Source organism: Streptomyces rishiriensis (assembly GCF_030815485.1).
Classification (GTDB): domain Bacteria; phylum Actinomycetota; class Actinomycetes; order Streptomycetales; family Streptomycetaceae; genus Streptomyces; species Streptomyces rishiriensis_A.
Genome location: NZ_JAUSWV010000002.1, coordinates 1,897,932 through 1,914,262, shown reverse-complemented (window position 1 = coordinate 1,914,262; position 16,331 = coordinate 1,897,932). Strand labels below are relative to the sequence as shown.

At 72.6% G+C, this 16,331-nt stretch carries 14 protein-coding genes; 2 read left to right on the top strand and 12 right to left on the bottom strand.

What is annotated here, in order from left to right; all coding sequences use genetic code 11:
* Nucleotides 1–10: 10 nt before the first annotated feature.
* Together QF030_RS10960 and QF030_RS10955 are read right to left on the bottom strand one after the other, a co-directional pair.
* Nucleotides 11–514, bottom strand: a complete 504-nt coding sequence (locus QF030_RS10960; RefSeq protein ID WP_307162462.1) for a DUF402 domain-containing protein — start codon at nt 512–514, stop codon at nt 11–13.
* Nucleotides 495–1,421: a GNAT family N-acetyltransferase gene (locus QF030_RS10955; protein WP_307162461.1), complete on the bottom strand. Its 927-nt coding sequence runs from the start codon at nt 1,419–1,421 to the stop codon at nt 495–497. Before QF030_RS10955 ends, QF030_RS10960 begins: the two co-directional genes overlap by 20 nt.
* Nucleotides 1,422–1,516: 95 nt before the next feature.
* Between QF030_RS10955 and QF030_RS10950 the strand changes: the two genes are divergently transcribed.
* The gene (locus tag QF030_RS10950) at nt 1,517–1,885 is read left to right on the top strand and encodes a GntR family transcriptional regulator (RefSeq protein ID WP_307162460.1); all 369 of its coding nucleotides are present in this window, start codon (nt 1,517–1,519) and stop codon (nt 1,883–1,885) included.
* Nucleotides 1,886–1,939: 54 nt separating this feature from the next.
* Here QF030_RS10950 and QF030_RS10945 read toward each other — a convergent pair whose 3' ends face one another.
* The 6 genes from QF030_RS10945 to QF030_RS10920 form a co-directional block, all read right to left on the bottom strand.
* Nucleotides 1,940–2,719, bottom strand: a complete 780-nt coding sequence (locus tag QF030_RS10945) for a DUF72 domain-containing protein (protein WP_307162459.1) — start codon at nt 2,717–2,719, stop codon at nt 1,940–1,942.
* Between the two features lie 16 nt (nt 2,720–2,735).
* On the bottom strand, nt 2,736–3,830 hold the full coding sequence (locus tag QF030_RS10940; protein ID WP_307162458.1) for a DUF5925 domain-containing protein: 1,095 nt from the start codon (nt 3,828–3,830) through the stop codon (nt 2,736–2,738).
* 146 nt (nt 3,831–3,976) lie between these two features.
* On the bottom strand, nt 3,977–4,762 hold the full coding sequence (locus tag QF030_RS10935; RefSeq protein ID WP_307162457.1) for a polysaccharide deacetylase family protein: 786 nt from the start codon (nt 4,760–4,762) through the stop codon (nt 3,977–3,979).
* Nucleotides 4,759–5,757, bottom strand: a complete 999-nt coding sequence (locus tag QF030_RS10930) for a glycosyltransferase family 2 protein (protein WP_307162456.1) — start codon at nt 5,755–5,757, stop codon at nt 4,759–4,761. Before QF030_RS10930 ends, QF030_RS10935 begins: the two co-directional genes overlap by 4 nt.
* Entirely contained in the window at nt 5,754–6,584 is an 831-nt protein-coding gene (locus tag QF030_RS10925) for a glycosyltransferase family 2 protein (RefSeq protein ID WP_307162455.1), read from the bottom strand. The genes QF030_RS10930 and QF030_RS10925 overlap by 4 nt, the downstream gene beginning before the upstream one ends.
* Before the next feature lie 498 nt (nt 6,585–7,082).
* Nucleotides 7,083–8,291, bottom strand: coding sequence for a S8 family peptidase (locus QF030_RS10920; protein ID WP_307162454.1), 1,209 nt, complete (start codon nt 8,289–8,291; stop codon nt 7,083–7,085).
* Nucleotides 8,292–8,604: 313 nt separating this feature from the next.
* Here QF030_RS10920 and QF030_RS10915 point away from each other — a divergent pair, with 313 nt between their 5' ends.
* Nucleotides 8,605–9,411, top strand: a complete 807-nt coding sequence (locus QF030_RS10915; RefSeq protein ID WP_307162452.1) for an SGNH/GDSL hydrolase family protein — start codon at nt 8,605–8,607, stop codon at nt 9,409–9,411.
* A gap of 4 nt (nt 9,412–9,415) precedes the next feature.
* Here QF030_RS10915 and QF030_RS10910 read toward each other — a convergent pair whose 3' ends face one another.
* The 4 genes from QF030_RS10910 to QF030_RS10895 all read right to left on the bottom strand — a co-directional run bounded on the left by QF030_RS10910 (nt 9,416) and on the right by QF030_RS10895 (nt 16,225).
* Entirely contained in the window at nt 9,416–11,035 is a 1,620-nt protein-coding gene (locus QF030_RS10910; RefSeq protein ID WP_307162450.1) for a serine/threonine-protein kinase, read from the bottom strand.
* A 60-nt stretch (nt 11,036–11,095) separates the two neighbouring features.
* Complete coding sequence (locus tag QF030_RS10905; RefSeq protein ID WP_307162449.1) at nt 11,096–12,718, bottom strand: HoxN/HupN/NixA family nickel/cobalt transporter; 1,623 nt, start codon at nt 12,716–12,718, stop codon at nt 11,096–11,098.
* On the bottom strand, nt 12,715–14,544 hold the full coding sequence (locus tag QF030_RS10900; protein WP_307162448.1) for a tetratricopeptide repeat protein: 1,830 nt from the start codon (nt 14,542–14,544) through the stop codon (nt 12,715–12,717). Before QF030_RS10900 ends, QF030_RS10905 begins: the two co-directional genes overlap by 4 nt.
* A gap of 172 nt (nt 14,545–14,716) precedes the next feature.
* Nucleotides 14,717–16,225, bottom strand: coding sequence for a DUF4331 domain-containing protein (locus QF030_RS10895; protein ID WP_307162447.1), 1,509 nt, complete (start codon nt 16,223–16,225; stop codon nt 14,717–14,719).
* Between the last annotated feature and the right edge of the window lie 106 nt (nt 16,226–16,331).

The following is a 16,331-nucleotide window of genomic DNA, read 5'->3' as shown; positions in this document are numbered from 1 at the left end:
GCGCGCCCCCTCACTCCAGCAGCGACTCCAGGCCGCCCTCGGCGGTGGCGAGCGCCTCCAGCTCGTCGAGGGCGGTCACCGCGGCGGCCGCGGCCGCCGGGTCCCGCTCCGCCAGCCCGCTCTCCTCGAACTCGTCCTCGTCCAGCCGGCGTACGTCCGTCCCGTCGGCGGAGCGCCACAGGTCCAGGTCGAGGTCCTCGACGACCAGTTCGCCGCCCGACAAGGTGGCCGGGCGGGTGATGTCGCAGTACCAGCCCTTCAGGGCGCCCGTCGCGTCGCGGACCTCCTTCACCGCGTACCAGCGGTCCCGCCAGTAGTACTCGGTGAAGACGTCACCCGCCTCGAAGCGGACGAAGCCGAAGTCGCGTACGGCGTCACCGGCCCAGGGGGCGCGCACGGTGATCCGGGTGCCGTCGTCGGCCAGCAGCCCGGCCGTGTAACGGATCTTCGTCCGGCCGCCCTTGACGAGGACGACGTCCACCGGGCGCACCGGCTCAGCCGGTTTCACGGACATGCCGCACCTCCGTCGCGCAGATCTCGTACCCGAACCACTCGTTGATCGCGAGCATCGGCCCGTTGTCCGCGTCGTTGCCCGTGTACGCCTCCGTGTACCCCGCGCCGCGGGCCCGGTGCAGAGAGTCGTTCTTGACGAGCTTCGCCAGGCCCCGGCCTCGGTGGTCGCGGGCGGTGCCGGTCATGCCCGTGGTGTAGAGGCCGTCGTGGGTGTGGGCCACGCTGAAGGCGACGGGGCGGCCGTCGGCCACCGCGACCGAGGTCAGCTCCCGGTCGAGATGGGGATGCTCCCAGTACTCGTCGACCCAGGCCGCGTAGTCCGTGAACTCGGCGGCGATGTCGCCGGGTTCGTCCGACCCCGCCTCCGCGTCCAGGGCGAACAGCGGACGCGGGTCGTCGGCGAAGGCGGCGGCCGTGCGCAGCTCGACGCCGGGCGGCGGGTCCTGGAGAGGCGGCAGCGAGGCGTGGGCCAGGTCCAGCCGGAGGAAGTGCGCGGAGCGGCTCGACCGGTAGCCGTGCCGTTCGGCGAAGGCGCGATGGGCCGGCTCGTCCAGGACCCAGGCGTACAGCTTCACCGCCCCGTGGGCGGCCAGATGCTCCTCGGCGGTGCGGACCAGCAGGGTGCCCGCGCCGCGCCCGCTGCGGGCCGGGTCCACGTACACGTTGAGGGACCCCTGGCCGGGCTCCGGGCTGTCCCGGGCGAGACCCACCTGGGCCGTGCCGATGATCTCGCCGTCCTCCACGGCGACCAGTTTGCGGGCGTGGGCGTCGGGGCGGGACAGCGAGAGGCCGTGCAGCACGGAGGCCGGGCTGAAGCGCACATAGGGCAGGGCGCGGTGCCGGACCCGGATGAAGCCCTCGATGTCGGCGGGCGTCCCGGGGCGCAGGTCGCGCACGATGACGGTCATGTGAGCGCACGCTACGGCCGCGCGGCGCCCGGCTGCCTCCCCTTTTCGGCTCCGCCCCGCTCTCCCGTCCCCGGCGGGTGCGGGACAATCGGCCCGTGACCTTGAAGATCCACATCGATGAGAGCGCCGCGCCCTACGAGCAGGTGCGGGCGCAGATCGCCGAGCAGGCGCGCTCGGGAGCGCTGCCGGTCGGTTACCGGCTGCCGACGGTGCGGGGGCTGGCCGAGTCGCTCGGCCTCGCCGCGAACACCGTCGCCAAGGCGTACCGGGCGCTGGAGGGGGACGGGGTGATCGAGACCCGGGGGCGCAACGGCACGTTCGTCGCGGCGGCCGGACCGGCGGCGGAGCGGGAGGCGGCCGGTGCCGCACAGGCCTACGCCGAGCGGGTGCTGCGGCTGGGACTCAGCGAGGAGCAGGCGTCGGCCGCCGTACGGGACGCCCTGCGCGCGGCCTACGAACGCTGACGAGCGGGTGCGGCGCGGGATGGACAGGGGCGAGCGGATCACAGGCAGCGCCGATCAGCGGTGTGCGGTGAGCGCGCCCGGTGTACGGGTGACGCTCAGCCCCGCCCGCTGTGCCGTCCGCCCGAACAGCGCCGCGTTCTCCACCGCCGCGCCGCCGGGGTCGTTGTTGAAGTAGGCGTAGACGTCGTTCCCGTCCCCGGCCGCCCAGGTCGTCGCGATGCGGTCCAGCCAGGTCTCCAGGGCCCGGCGGCCGTAATGCGGCCAGGGCTGGGCACGGCCCTGGTGGAAGCGGACGTACCCCCAGTCCGCGGTGCGCCACAGCGGGGTGACCGGGCGGGAGAGGACGTCCGCCCAGCACAGCGCCGCGCCCCGGGCCCGCAGGACCTCCCGCACATCGGGCGTCCACCACGACTCGTGCCGCGGTTCGACCGCCACGCGCGTGCCCGACGGGAAGCAGGACAGACAGGCGTCCAGGAGCCCGGCGTCGGCCCGCAGGGTCGGCGGCAGCTGGAGCAGCACCGGGCCGAGGCGGTCGCCGAGACCGGCCGCGTGGGTCATCAGGCGATGGACCGGCTCCTCGGGGTCCTTCAGCCGCTTGATGTGGGTCAGATAGCGGCTGGCCTTCACCGCGACCACGAAGTCCGGCGGGACGCGCTCGGCCCAGGAGGCGAAGGTCTCGCGCGACGGCAGCCGGTAGAAGGCGTTGTTGATCTCGACGGTGGCGAAGTGCCCGGTGTACTCCTCCAGCCACCGCCGCACGGGGACGCCGGCCGGGTACAGGACGCCCTTCCAGTCCTTGTACTGCCAGCCGGACGTGCCGACGTACAGCGTCATACCTCTATCAGAACACCTAGAGGTACAGTCCCGCGTCCGATCGCCCCCGGGGTTCCGGCAGCGAGGTCGGGGAGGTGCCCCGGCGCAGTGCGTACAGCTCTGCCAGTGTCGAGCCCTCGCGGCCGACCCCCTCCTCCGTACCGAGCCAGTCCACGGCCTCCCGGCGGGTCAGCGGACCGACCTCGATACGCGCCAGACAGCGGCCGGGGCGGACGACGGCGGGATGCAGACGCTCCAGGTCCTCGTTGGTCGTGACCCCGACCAGGACGTTGCGGCCCTGGCCGAGGAGGCCGTCGGTGAGGTTCAGCAGCCGGGACAGTGCCTGGCCCGCCGTGTGTTTGGCCTCGCCGCGGATCAGTTCGTCGCAGTCCTCCAGGAGGAGCAGCCGCCAGCGCCCCTTGCCGGTGCCGTCCTCCTCGCCGATCGCGATGTCCATCAGATAGCCGACGTCGGAGAAGAGCCGCTCGGGGTCCAGGACACAGTCCACCTGGCACCAGTCCCGCCAGGAGCGGGCCAGGGTGCGCAGCGCCGAGGTCTTGCCGGTGCCGGGCGGGCCGTGCAGCAGGAGCAGCCGGCCGGCGATGTCCTGCGGAGTCGTCCCCATCACCTGGTCCATGGCCTCGGCGACGGGCGTCGTGTAGTTGGCGCGGACCTCGTCCCATGTGCCGGCCGAGATCTGCCGGGTGGTGCGGTGCGGGCCGCGCCGCGGGGAGACGTACCAGAAGCCCATGGTCACGTTCTCCGGTTGCGGCTCCGGTTCGTCCGCCGCCCCGTCGGTGGCCTGGTCGAGCACCTGCGCGGCCAGTTCGGCGGTGGTCGCGGTGACCGTGACGTCCGCCCCGCGGTTCCAGCGGGAGACCAGCAGCGTCCAGCCGTCGCCCTCGGCCAGGGTGGCGCTGCGGTCCTCGTCGCGGGCGACGCGCAGCACCCGGGCGTGCGGAGGCAGCAGGGTCGCGCCGGAGCGGACCCGCTCGATGTTCACCGCGTGCGAGTACGGCTGCTCGCCCGTCGCGAAGCGGCCGAGGAACAGCGCGTCGACGACATCGGACGGGGAGTCGGAGTCGTCGACGTTGAGCCGGATCGGCAGTGCGTCGTGCGGGGGTACGGACATGCCGCCATGATCCGGCACAAGAGCGTCGTCCGCACCCGGTTTCCGCAGGGCGCGAGGTACGCCCGGTGTGTCGGGTCCGCCGGATGCCGGGAACCCGTCGCGTTGTGCGCGAGTGGCCCCCGACCGGCTCGGCCGGGGGCCACTCCTCACACCGTTCGCCGCAGTCGCCGGGTCCGCCGCACCACCGCGTATCCCTTGGTGAGGGCCCGGTCCCTCGCGAACGTCCGGCCGATCTCCCGGCCGTCCACGAGACGTTCGAACTCCTCGGCGCCGGTGGTACGCCGTACCGTCACCCGCCGCAGGGCGTACGGCCCCTGGGCGCGGCGGGCCAGCGCGTTGCCCACGGCGAGCGCCTGGGCGAACCCCTGTCCGCGTACCGCCGTGCGCACCCGGCGGCTGGAGTAGCCGTACGGATAGGCGAACGACTCGGGCGGGGCGCCCAGTTCGCCGGCGACGACGTCCCGGCAGCGGGTCAGCTCGGCGCGCAGCCGGGCGTCGTCGAGCTGGTCGAGCTGCGGATGGGTATGGCTGTGGCCGCCGATCTCCACGCCGTTGTCCGCCAGTCCGCGCACCTGCCGCCAGTCCAGCATGGTGTCCGGGGCGCCCCCGGTGTCGTGGGCGCCCCGGACCCAGCCGGTGGTGACGAACAGCGTGGCCGGGAAGCCGTGCCCGGCCAGCGCCGGGAGGGCGTGCCGGTGCACGCCCTCGTACCCGTCGTCGAAGGTGATCAGGACCGGGCGGACCGGCAGCGGCCGGCCGGTCCGCCAACGGGCCGCCAGTTCGGCGGTGGTGAGCGGGGTGCGGCCCCCGTCCGCGAGCACCGCCATCTGCTCGGCGAACGCCTCGGGCGTGACCGAGAGGGTGCGGGTGGCGTCGTCCGGGTCGGCGGCCACCGCGTGGTACATGAGGATCGGCACGCGCGCCCCTGTCATACGGCCCGTCCCACCTGGTCCACCGGGATCGGTACCACGGCGAACGTCACCCCCGCCCGCCGCGCCCGCATGCTGCCGACCAGGTACCCGCCGGCCGCGGTCAGCACCCCGGCGACGATCGCGGCCGCCCGCCGGGCCCCGCCGGGCCGGGCGAGCAGTTGGTCACGCAGCCCGCGGACCACACCGGCCGGCAACACCCGGGTGGCGTACCGGCGTTCGGACTCCAGCCCCTTGTCGGCGCCGACGCTGCGGGCGACGAGCGCCTTGGACAGGCCCTCGGCGTAGGTGCGCGTGCGGAAGTACCCGAAGTGCTCGCGCGCCTCGGGCACCTTGTGGTGGATCACCGCGCGGTCGTCCATCAGCAGGATCGCGTCGGGTCTCGCCCGGCTGAGCCGGATGCACAGGTCGGTCTCCTCGCCGCCCATCGGGCGTTTGCCGCCGTCCCGTCCGATACCGGTGGCGAAGCCGCCCACGAAGTCGAACGCGGTGCGCCGGAAGGAGGCGTTGCCGCCGAGGACGTTGCGCACCCGGACCCGGCCGGGCGGCAGGCCCCGGTAGGAGCAGCCCACCACCCAGTCGAACTCCTCGGGGAACCAGTCGGGCCGCCGCCCGGAGGACCAGACGGGCACCGCCCGGCCGCCCACGGCCAGGACCCGGGGGTCGGAGTACGGGTCGGCGAACCGGCGCAGCCAGTCCCGTTCGGCGACGGCGTCGTCGTCGAGGAAGGCCACGACCTCGCCCCGGGAGGCGGCGATGCCGGTGTTGCGGCCTGCCGACAGACCGCGCGGGCCCGCGTTGGGCAGCACCCGCACCTCGTCGGTCTCCTTGTACTCGCTCTCCAGCCGGTCCGAGAGCGTCGGGTTGTGGTCGACGACGAGCAGCGTCTCCAGGGCCGGGTGGGTCTGCGCCCGTACCGAGGCGACCGCCGCGAGAATGTCCTCCCAGCGGTCCTCGGTGTACACACAGATGACGACGGAGACGTCGATCGTGCTCAAGAGGCCTCTCCCCGGCCCGCGTCGAGCGTCGGCGAGCGGCGGGCCGTCCGGCGCAGCTCGCGCCGGTTGGACCGCTCCTGGAGGATCACCCGCAGCACGCGCAGCCCGTCGCGGACGGCGCGCAGATTGCTGACGCCGTGGATGCGCAGATACTCGTGGCTGGGGATCTCCTGCACCTTCAGACCGGCCTTGACGACCCGGATGTTCATCAGCGTCTCGACCTCGAAGCCGGTGCAGTCCAGCTCGATCTTGTCCAGGCAGTGCCGCCAGAACGCGTTGTAGCCGTAGCACAGGTCGGTGTAGCGGGCGCCGAACTTGCGGTTGACGATGGCGCACAGGACCCGGTTGCCTAGCCGGCGGACGAAGGTCATGTCGTCGGTGCCGCCGCCGTTGGCGAAGCGGGAGCCCTTGGCGAAGTCCGCGCCGGAGACGAGGGCGCTGACGTACGACACGATCTCCTCGCCGTCGGCCGAGCCGTCCGCGTCGACCATCACGATGATGTCGCCGCTGCACGCCTCGAAACCGGTGATCAGGGCGTCGCCCTTGCCCCGGCCCTGCTGTCCGACGACTTTGACGCCGGGCCACAGTTCCCGCGCGACCCGCACGGTGTCGTCGGTGGAGTTGCCGTCGACCAGGACCACCTCGTGGATCCAGTCCGGCAGGGTCTTGAACACGTACGGAAGGTTCTCGGCCTCGTTCATCGCGGGGATGACCACGCTCACCGGTGGCGTGATGGCCAGGTGAGAGGAGATGGGCCGGTAGGTGCCGACGGTCGACGGGCTTTCGAGGTCCTGGCCCGATGCGGCCGGCTGAAGAACGGAACTCATGGTCTGGTCCCTCTCGTCCGGTGGGCCGCCCGCCCCTGGGCGGCCCGGAATCCACGTCCGGTTCGAAAGGGGGGTTTCTCACCCATGGCGGAGTGATCTCCGCGCAGACACGGGTGAGCTGGCAGAACTGACCGGCCACCGTCGAAGGACGGCAGCCGACCGCGCGGCACGGCCCGGTCACCAGTGCGGTCACCGAGCACGGCACCCCCCTACCGCGCTCCCGCCCCGATACCGCCGCGGTCCCTGAGCCCTCCCCTGGAGCCGTTGCCGACGGTCCGATGCGAGTGAGATGTATGACGGTATTGATGATTAAGCCCGGATGGCAACCCCTTGAGGGCTCACTCACCTTTTTGTTCGTTTGACCGTTACACAATGATGCGTCCCCTCGAAAGAAACCGGCACAGGAACGGTCACGGGAGCGAACAAAAGTGTTCCCCGGAGGCCGCGGAGGCTTCCGGGGAACGGTGGTTCAGATCAGTGCCGCACGTTCCGCAGGGGTCACGGGACGAGCTTGAGGAGCTTGTTCGGTGAGCCGGTGCCCGGGCTGGTGACCACGCTCGAGGTCGCGCCGTTCACCAGGGCCGTGGCCACCTGGGCGGGAGTGGCGGAGGTGTGGCCCGCCAGGTAGACCGCGGCCGCGCCCGCGACGTGCGGGGTCGCCATCGACGTCCCGGAGATGGTGTTCGTGGCGGTGTCGCTGGTGTACCAGCCCGCGGTGATGGAGGAGCCGGGGGCGAAGATGTCCAGCACCGAGCCGTAGTTGGAGTAGCTGGCCCTGGCGTCGGTGCTGGTGGTGGCGCCGACGGTGATGGCCTGGGTGACGCGGGCCGGGGAGTACGAGGAGGCGTTGGCGCTGCTGTTGCCCGCCGCCACCGCATACGTGACACCGCTGGCGATGGAGTTGCGCACCGCGGTGTCCAGCGTGGTGGACGCGCCGCCGCCGAGCGAGAGGTTGGCGACGGAGGGACCGGAGTGGTTGTTCGTGACCCAGTCGATGCCCGCGATGACGCCCGCGGTGGTGCCGGAACCGGCGTTGTCGAGCACCCGCACCGCCACGATCTTCGCCTTCTTGGCGACACCGTAGGTGGAGCCCGCGATCGTCGTGGCCACGTGGGTGCCGTGACCGTTGCCGTCGGAGGCGGTGGTGTCGCCGTCGACGGCGTCGTAGCCGTAGGAGGCCCGGCCGCTGATCTGGGAGTGGGTGATGCGGACGCCGGTGTCGATGACGTACGCGGTGACACCGCTGCCGGCGGTGTCCGGGTAGGTGTACGTGCCGGAGAGCGGGAGCGAGGTCTGGTCGACGCGGTCCAGGCCCCAGGGGGCGCTCGACTGGGTCGTGTCGCTCACCCGGACGGTCTGGTTCTGCTCGACCGTGGCGACCGCCGGGTCCGCGGCCAGTCTCCTCGCCTCGGTGGCGGAGAGGGTGGCGGTGTAGCCGTTCAGCGCCGAGCCGAACGTCTTCCCGACGGTGCCGCCGTAGCCCTTGACGAGGTTCCTGCCGGTGGCCGAGGACGCCTTGAAGCCCGCCTGCGACTTCAGGGTGACGATGTAGCTGTCCTTGACGGCGGTGGGGGAGCCGCTCGCCAGGACCTTGCCCTCGGCCGGTGCGGCCTGGGCGGGGAGCGCGGTGAGCCCGCCGACGAGGGCGGCGGCGGCCACGGTGGCGGCGGCGGTTATGCGGGCCTTGTTGCTACGCAGTTGTGCCATTACGAGGGAGTCCTCCTCTAGGCAGCCCGCGCCTGGGTCGGGCGCACGGCTGTGGGGGAGTGCGCGCGGTCGCGCACACGGCCCCGAACGTCGCGTTCCGTTCGTGGCTGAGGTAAAGCCTCGGCCGTCTACATGCGTAGAACAAGGGAGTTGAGGGGTTGTCAACAAGCTTGACATGAGCACGCAACGTCACCCTCATGTACGGGCTGTGAATGATCCCGTTCGGGGGCGAAAAGTCTTGGCATGGACACTTCCGGTCAACACGCGTAGTTGCTACGAATGTTGTGGCAGAGAACCTGCTAAAGGAGGTTCCATGAGACGTTCCCGACTTGTCGTATTCGTCAGCTCAATCCTCCTCGCCTTCGGCACCGCCCTCACCGGGGCGGCCTCGGCGCAGGCATCCCAACTCGCCGCCACCGGCGGCTATGTGGCGCTGGGGGACTCCTACTCCTCCGGGGTCGGCGCGGGCAGCTACATCAGCTCCAGCGGCGACTGCAAGCGCAGCACCAAGGCGTTTCCGTACCTCTGGAACGCCGCCCACGCCCCCTCGTCGTTCACCTTCGCCGCTTGCTCGGGCGCCCGAACGGATGAAGTTCTGGCGGGCCAGCTCGGCGGTCTGAACTCCTCGACCGGCCTGGTCTCCGTCACGGTCGGCGGCAACGACGCGGGCTTCGCCGACGTCATGACGACCTGCGTCACCGGCTCCGACAGCACGTGTCTGTCCCGCATCAACACGGCCAGGGCCTACGTCGCCTCGACGCTCCCCGGCAGGCTCGACACCGTCTACTCCGCGATCCGCGCCAAGGCGCCCAACGCGCGCGTCGTCGTCATCGGCTACCCCCGCTTCTACCAGCTCGGCACGGTCTGCCTGGGACTGTCCGAGGCCAAGCGCTCCGCCATCAACAACGCGGCCGACTACCTCGACACCAAGACCGCCGAGCGCGCCGCCGCCCACGGCTTCGTCTTCGGTGACGTGCGCACCCCGTACACCGGCCACGAGATCTGCTCCGGCAGCTCCTGGCTGCACAGCCTCAACTGGCTGAACATCGGTGAGTCGTACCACCCGACCGCATCCGGCCAGTCGGGTGGCTACCTGCCGGTCCTGAACAGCGCCGCCTGAGCCGTCACTCCGAGGCGGAAGGCGAGGGGGAGGCCCCGTCCGACGGGGTCTCCGTCTCGCAGGTGACCGAGAAGGGCACCGAGTCGGACGTCGTCCTCACCGGATCCCGGACCTCGACGGCGATCGAGTTCTGGTACGTCCCGCTCTCGGCGTACGTCGACACGATCACCTTGTCCTGCTTGGACTTCCCACCGCCCGAGGGGAACTCGAGCGACTTCCAGGTCTGCCCGGAGAGTTCGCCGTCCTTCGACACCCAGCGGTACGAGACCGTCGCCGGCAGCCGCCCCACCGTGATCGTCGCGGTGAAGGCGGGCGCGTCGGCGTCCGGCGGCGGACAACCGCCCGAGTAGTCCGTGTGCGCGCCGGCGACGGAGACCGAGACGGTCTGCGCCGGGGCCTCGGAGCTCTCGCTCTCGCTCGGGCTCGGGCTCGGCGACTCGTCGGTCTCCTCGCTCGTCTCGGGCTGCGTCGGAGGCGAACTCAGGATCTCCGTCGGGCTGTCGGTGACCCCGCCGCCCGCGTCGTCACCGCCGCCGTCGCGGTTCAGCAGCCCGTACGTCAGCCCGGCGACGGCCAGTGCCAGCACCACCACACCGGCGACGAGCACCCCGCCGGCGCGCCGGCTCCGGCCCGGCTGCGCCGAGCGGGCCGTGGTCGCCGGGGCGGCCGACCAGGACTGGGGCGGGGTCGAGGCCGTCGGCTCCTGGCGGAACGGCTCGGCCGGGGTCGGGGCCGACGCCGGATACGGTGCGAACGGCGCCGGTGGCGTGGCACGCAGGGTGTCGCCGCGAGGGGCGCCGCCCGCGGCGACGAGCCGCAGGTCCTGCTCGGCCCGGTCGGCCGGCAGCCGCTCGGCCGGATCCTTGCGCAGCAGGCCCTCGATCACGGGCGCGAGCGGCCCCGCCCGGCGCGGCGGCGGCAGCTCCTCGTCCACGATCGCGCGCAGGGTGCTCAGCGGAGTGTCGTGGCGGAAGGGGGAGTTGCCCTCCACCGCCGCGTACAGCAGCACGCCCAGCGACCACAGGTCCGACTCGGGCCCAGGCGTGCGCCCCAGCGCCCGCTCCGGCGCGAGGAACTCGGGGGAGCCGATGACCTCGCCGGTCATCGTCAGCGCGGAGGTGCCCTCGACGGTCGCGATACCGAAGTCGGTGAGCACGACCCGGCCGTCGTTCGACATCAGCACGTTCGCCGGCTTCACGTCCCGGTGCAGCACTCCGGCCTCGTGCGCGGCCCGCAGCGCGGACAGCACCTCGGCGCCGATGTGCGCGGCCCGCGCCGGTTCCAGCGGTCCCTCGGCGTCCAGCAGTTCGGCGAGGGAGATCCCGCGCACGATCTCCATGACGATCCACGGCCGCCCGTCCTGCGTGGCCACGTCGTACACCGTCACGACGTTCCGGTTCGCGACCCGGGCGGCGGCCCAGGCCTCGCGCTCCAGCCGCGCGTACATCCGCTCGACGTCCGAGGCCGCCAGTCCGTGCGGCGCACGCACCTCCTTGACGGCGACCTCGCGGTGCAGCACCTCGTCACGGGCCCGCCACACCGTGCCCATGCCGCCCTCGCCCAGCGGGGTCAGCAGGCGGTAGCGGCCCGCGATCAGACGTTCACTGCCCGGTTCTTCGGACACCGCGCCCCCATTCCGCTCTTCTTGTCCGGGCGAAAACCTCCGCAACCCCACAAACGTAGCTCAGCCGAGTACGGATGCGGCCCCCTTGAGCACCAGTCCGGCGCCGAGGGCGACGACGAGGAACGCGGACCACAGGGGCAGGTTGCGGCGGACCAGCGTCACGACCGGGTGCGTCGTCCACCGCGGCTGCCGGTCCAGCAGGCGCGTGGCGCCCGCGCCCAGCCTGACGACGGCGAACCCGGCGGCGGTCAGGGTCAGCGCGAGTCCGACGCCGTACGCGACGACGAGCAGCAGCCCGAACCAGGCCTGGCCGAGCGCCGCCGCGCCGACCAGCACGACCACGGCGGAGGGGCTGGGGACCATGCCGCCGGCGAAGCCGAGGAGCAGCGTGCCGCGGAGCGTGGGGGCGACGGCATGGGTGTGCGTGTGGCCGCCGTGGGTGTGCGTGTGGGCGTGGCCGTGGTCGTGACGGTGCCCGTGGTCGTGCCCGTCCTCGTGCCCCGCGTCGTGATGGGCATGGGTGTGCGGAGTGGAAGCGCCGACGAGGGCGAGTTGACGGTCGGGGGCCGCCGCGGGCTCGTGGGCGCGCGGGTGGCCGCCGTGCGGGTGGGGGTGCGGGTGCCCGTGGGAGGTGCCGGGGCCCCGGCCGCGCCACGCCTTTCGGGCGAGGGTCGCGCCCGCGAAGAGCACCAGCGCGCCGCTCGCCAGCCCCAGCCAGGCGATCACCGAGGGCGCCGCCGCCGATCCGGCGGTGACGAGGAGGCCGAGGGCGACGACGCCCAGGGTGTGCGTGACGGTGACGGACGCGGCCAGGGGAAGGACGTCCTTCATCCGGGCCCGGCCGCCGCGCGCGGCGGCCGTCGCGGCCATGATGGTCTTGCCGTGGCCCGGCGCGACCGCGTGCATCGCGCCGAGTCCGACGGCGATCACCAGGGCCAGCGCGGCGAAGCCGACGGTGAGGTCCTGCCGGGCGACCAGAGAGTCCAGGGCCCGCGTCCAGCGGTCGGCGCCACGCGGCAGGACGGACGCGGCGGGCGCGTCCCGGCCCGCCTCGACGAGAGCCGCGCCACCGGGCCGCACCCGCACGGACGCGGTCGAGGTGTCGGCGGGCGAGGAGAGCAGCTCCGCTGGGTAGCGGGTCAGTTGCGACGAGACCGACTTCGTCGGCACGTCGGATTCGGTCAGCGTCATCCGGTCTCCGCGCGCGGTGATCTCGCGCCAGCCGGGCCCGGAGGAGGCGCCCTCGCTGTGGAAGGTGAGGGAGACGGTGTCCTGGCCGGACACGGCGGGCAGCGGAGCCGTCAGCCTGCACTCCACACGCAGGGTGTCGAGCCCCGCCTGACCGGGCCGTACGACGACCCGGCCGGCGCCGGCCGTGAGACCGACGGCCCGGCCGTCCACGGTCAGCCTGCTGCCGGTCGCGGCCGTCGCGCAGCGCTGCCGGGCCCACTCGGTCGTCCCGAGCCGTTCGATGTCCGGCTTCGCCTGGGTCGCCGGGATCTCGGCGAGGTCCTCGACGTGATCGACCCGGAGTTGTCCGGGGGCGGCGACGAGACCGTCGTAGCGGTTGACGGTGAAGTTGCCGAGGGGGTGCGCGCTCGCGTCGGCGGAAGGGACCAGCGCGAGCGCGCAGCCGGCCGTGAACACGGCCGCGCAGGAGGCCAGCAGACGACGGGAGATCACTTGCCCGCCTCCAGCGTCTGGAGAGCCGTACGGGCCTCGCGGGCGCCCAGCGGGGAGAAGCCGGGGTTCAGCTTCAGGGCGGCGGCGAGGTGGGTACGGGCGTCGGCGAGGTGCCCCGTGGCCTTCTCGATCACCCCGCGGTGGTAGAGGAAGGACGCGTTCCGGTAGCCGGTGGCCGTGGCCTGCCGGGCGTAGGGGAGGGCCTCGGCGTCCTTTCCGTCGACGTGCAGGGCCCAGGCGAGGGCGTCCGCCGTGTGCACGGTGTGCCGGCGGGACCAGTCGTCGCGGGCCGCACGCAGGGCCGTCGCCCGGTCGCCGTGATCGGCGGCGGCGAGCGCGGTGTCGAGGTCGGCGTTGACGCCGTTGGCGCGGGCGATCGCCGTCCAGGCGTCCACCAGGGCGTACTGGTCCTCGGCCTTCGCCGTGTCGCCCGCACCGCCCCGTGCCTCGTACAGTTCGCCGAGCTCCACCAGCGGGCCGGGGAGCGGATACCGGGCGACGATGAACTCCAACCCCTCGACGGCCTCCGCCTGTTGTCCGCTCGCCGCCTGGGCCCGGGCGCGGCCCTCCAGTGCGGGGAGGTAGTCCTCGTCGGCGGCGAGCGCGCGGGCGTAGTAGGTGAGTGCCGTGGCGTAGTCACCCTGGTTCCAGGCGAGTTGACCCAGCTGGGCGGCGACGTAGGCGATGTCGCCGGGCGAGGTCGACGCGGCCAGCGCCCGCTCCAGGACCCGGCGGGCGGTGGTGACGTCGCCGCGCAGTTCGTGCACATACGCGTAGCGGGTGAACACCGGTACGCCCGGACGCCGTTCGTCGGCCGTCCTCGCGGCCTCCTCGGCGTCGTCGTAGCGGCCGAGTTCGACGAGGGCGTCGATGCGGGAGCACAGGGCGCGCTCGCTGTAGGGGTTCTGCTCCAGCGCCCGGTCGGCGAGGTCGAGGGCGTTCGCGAAGTCGTGCCGGGCGGCGGCGAGAGCGGCCCGGCCGGCGAGCGCCTGGTCGTTGTCGGGGCGCAGCGAGAGAGAGCGCTTCAGGGCCTGCTCGGCCTGCGGGTAGCGGGACGGGTCGCCCTTGGTGCGGGCCTGCTCGACGTAGGCGAGCCCGAGGGTGGCCCAGCCGCCGAAGTCCCGTGGTTGCGACCGGAGATGGGCCTGGAGCGCGGTGATGCTCGAGTCGAGGTCGCCGCCGGCGAGCAGGCCGGGGGAGACCGCCGCGGCGGTGGACACGGGCACGTCCTGGCCGTCACGCACCGCCCCGAGGGCGATCGCCCCGGCGGTGAGCGCCACGGCGAGCATGGCGGCGCAGGCGCCCAGTCCGGCACTCCGCCGGAGCCGGCCCGCGGCGCCCACCCGGCGCACGGCGGCGACCCGCTCGTCCCCGGCGACGACCGGATCACCCGCGCCCCGGGCCCCGACGCCCTCGGTAGGGGCGGGTTCCGTCGGCTCCGGTTGCGCCGGGTCGCCTGCGGCGGCCGGTTCCGTCGGCTCGCGTTCCGCATCGTGCGCGGCGGGCGGCCGGCCGGACTCCGGCTCGGGCTGGGACTCGGCCGGGGCGTGCGTGGTCGTGGTGACCGCGGGTCCCGTCCTCGGTGCGTCGTGCTCGTCGCCGTCGGCGGCGGCCGTGGGGTCCGTCCTGAGGTGGTCGTCCCCGGTGGTGGACTTCCCCGGCGTCGCCTCGGGCACGCTCTCCTGGACGGAGGCTTCCTCGGGTTCCGGCCCGGGTCCGGGCGCCGGCCGGCCGGTCTCGGGGGCCGGTCGGCCCGATTCCGGTACCGGCCGGACGGAGGCCGACTGCTGGGGCTCCGGTTCGCCGTCGTTCGTCCGCGGGGACATGCCCTCTCCTAGGTCGCCTGGGTCGTTCAGCCTGCTCGCGTGAGGGTGGCGCGGCCCGCGCCGTGGGGGATGAGTACGCGGGCCGCGCCGGTTCGTGGGACGGGCCGGGGAGCGCAGGATTCTCCCCGGCCCGTCCGCGAGGGGGCCCGGGGGCCCCGCTCGGGAGGAGGGCCTAGTAGGCCCGCCGCCGGCCGCGCCACCACATCAGCCCGCCGCCGATCAGCAGGATTCCGGCGGCGCCGGCGCCCGCGGAGGAGGCGATGAGGGTGGTGTCGCCGGTCGAGCCGGAGAGGGCGTCACCGAGCTGGCTGCGGGTGGCGGCGTCGGTCTTCGCGGTCGCGCCGCGCGAGCCCTCGGTGGGCAGGGCCACGTAGGGGAAGTACTTCTCGAAGGACTTGTCGTTCTTGTCGACCGCGTCGCCCAGGTCGTTCTTGGCACCGACCAGCTCACCCTCGACGACCTGGAGCGAGGCGTCGATCACGTCGTCGGTGAGACGGCGGCCGTTCGGGAAGCCCGCGTTGTCGCCGTCGAGGACACCGAGCCGCTTGGGGCTGGCGGTCGGCTTGATCGAGGTGTTGAGGCGCAGCTCCTCCGACGGCGTCACGTACGGAGGCTGGTTGAGGCCCTTGACGCCCTTCAGGAACACGTCGACGAGGTCGTTGCGCGGCTCGGCCGGCGCCTTGATCTTGTAGATCGCCTCTATGAGCTTCGGCAGCTCGGGGTTGGTGACGTTCTTCAGGAACTGGCCGTCGTCCTTGGGCTCGGACGCGTTGAACTTGTCCTTGTCCTTGATCGGGTTGACGACCTCGTTGACCAGCGGCATGCCGAGACGCGAGACCTGCGAGTAGTGGCCCTGGGCGTTCTCGCGCTGGGTGGTCGACCAGATGCCGACGATCGGCTGGTGCTCCGACTCGGCGATCATGTCGCTCGGGACCTGCAGCGCGATCGAGTTGACGTTGTAGCCCTTGAGCGTGTCGTTGCCGACCTCGGAGAGGTCACCGCCGTACAGCAGGTCGAAGACGCGCAGATCGAGGAAGAACGGGTCGTCGGCCTGGCCCGCGAAGGTCTTGGCACCGCTGGAGAGCTTGTAGACCGCCTCGTCGCGCAGCTTCGAGTAGTGCGGCATCGAGGCCTTGCCCACGTTCGACGGCGCCACCGGCACGTCGTCCGCGATCTTCGTCTCGTGCTCGACCTTCCCCTTCTTCGACTTGATGAGCTCGAGGTCGTACGTCTGCGTGATGTTCAGGTCGGGGTCGTCGAGGCTCTCGACGACCCCGGTGTTGTAGAGGAACGTCTTCTTGTTCTTCGTGTGCGTCTTGAAGGTGTAGCGGAAGGTCAGGTCCTCCTTCGCGTCACCGTTGTTGTCGATGTGCAGGTCGTACTGGGCGTCCTCGGCGAACGGGAAGAAGTTGGGACCGCCGGCCGGCTCCTCGAAGGGGATCCAGTTGGCCACGATCGTCGTCGTGTCCGGGTGGTCCGGGCTGACGAAGGCGTACACGTCGGTGTTGTCGTACTGCGGGGTGCCCGAGATGAGGGGGGCCTCACGGTGGCTGGAGGCGTAGGCGGCCCCCGGCACCAGCGTGGCCACGCCGGCGGCTGCGAGCCCCCCGGCGGCCAACGCACCGCAGACGAGGGTCGCGACGCTCCTGCGTCCGTTGCCGCTCCTGGAGAAAGCTGTCATGCCGTCCGTCCTCTGTGCCAAGTTGCCTGACGGACAGTGATACGGAGCGAAGGGCGGGATCGGATTGGTCGAATCCCAAAAACTTTTTCTTTCCTGCTCACCCGCG